Source organism: Streptomyces sp. NPDC001156 (assembly GCF_053598275.1).
Genome location: NZ_JBSFJX010000525.1, coordinates 1 through 1,505 on the forward strand (window position 1 = coordinate 1; position 1,505 = coordinate 1,505).

At 70.5% G+C, this 1,505-nt stretch carries 1 protein-coding gene; it reads right to left on the reverse strand.

Going from position 1 to position 1,505, the window contains the following annotated elements; translation table 11 throughout:
- Positions 1-248: 248 nt before the first annotated feature.
- Positions 249-1,448, reverse strand: a complete 1,200-nt coding sequence (locus ACWDA7_RS52820) for an IS4 family transposase (RefSeq protein WP_450615352.1) — start codon at positions 1,446-1,448, stop codon at positions 249-251.
- Between the last annotated feature and the right edge of the window lie 57 nt (positions 1,449-1,505).

The following is a 1,505-nucleotide window of genomic DNA, read 5'->3' on the forward strand; positions in this document are numbered from 1 at the left end:
CAATGCCGCTGTTTTAAGCCGTGGCCTTGGGTTTTCGCTTGGTCGGGGCGGTCTTGGACGCGGGAACGATGGTGACCGCATCGGACGGTGGGGCAGCGGGCTGGGGCCAGGGGCGGTGGTGGGCGCGTTTGAGGCCCCAGTTGGACATCTTGCGCTTGACGACGCGGGGGAACGCGCGAAGTCTGCGGACCGGTAAGAGGCGTCGGGCGATCTCGGCGAGGGTGCGGTCCCAGGCAGCGGCCAGCTGCTCAGGGGGAAAAAGCCGCCTGGGCGGGGACCTGGCGGCGCACGACGCGCAGGGAGCGGGTGAAGGAGAGCCGGTCGGGGTCGGTCCCGGCCCGGTCTGCGGCCTGGTGCATGACCTGGCGCACGGCGTGGTGGACGAGGAGGAAGCCGTAGACCTCCTGCTCGACGCCGTCGGGGTATCTGGAGCGCAGGACCACGTCCGGGCCGCGCTGGTGGACCTTGATCTCGTCCAGCACCCCTTCCACCTCCCACCTCTCGTGATACAGGGCCGCCAGCTCGGCCGCCGGTGCCTGCTCCGGATCCAGGATTGTGGTGATCAGCCGGATCGGGCCGGCCTCCTCGTGGCCGGCAACCGTGTACTCCACCACCCGCACCAGCTGCCCGTGCACGCGGCGCTTGTCCCGGGCCGCGTAGATCTCCGACAGGTACGAGCCATCCGCGTACTGCTCCCGCACCACCAGCACGACATCCGATTTGACCCGCCACAACAGGTCCGCGCCCGTCGCGGCGGCGGTATTCCACCGGTCGTAGCCGGGGAAGTTGCGGTCGGCCAGCAGCAGCATTCCCGGCTGAAGCTGCGGCAGCAGGGTGTCAGCGAGCACCGTCTCAGCCACCGTGCACGGCCCAGTGGCCGCGGCGAACACCGCATGCGTGCCGCACTCGGCCAGCACCACCAGCCGCACCTGCGGGAACGCGCTCTTCTTGTCCCCGCGCCCGGACCCCGGCCGTCCGAAGAACGCGTCGTTGTCCTCAGTGTCCGCCACGTCAAGCGTGGTGCCGTCCACTGCCACCAGCCGCCGCCCCCGATACCAGGCGCCGACCGTGTCCACACTCGCGACCGGCCGGCACACCCGCGCGAACAGCGCCCGCAGTGGCTCCGGGCCGAGCCGGGCACGCGCCCGGGAGATCGCCGCGGTGGTGGGCACCTCCCACGACCCCCGCCACCGGCGTGACCACGCCAGCCCCTCCACCAGCAGCCGTGCGACCTCCTCATACGCTTGCCCCGAGAACAGACACATCGCCAGCACGAAGTAGACCGTCACCCGTGCCGGCAGCAGCCGATTCCGCTTCTCGCCCCGCCCCGTCTCAGCGACGACCTCATCGACCAGCTCCGCCGGAAACACCCGCGTCAGCACCCCCAACGCGATCCGGTCCGACAACCGCTCCTCAACCGGCGGCTTCACCTGCCCAGCCCGTGGCACCAGCACCCCTCCCGGCCACAAGCTACAAGCAACTCACCCCAAAGTCAGCGGCATTGG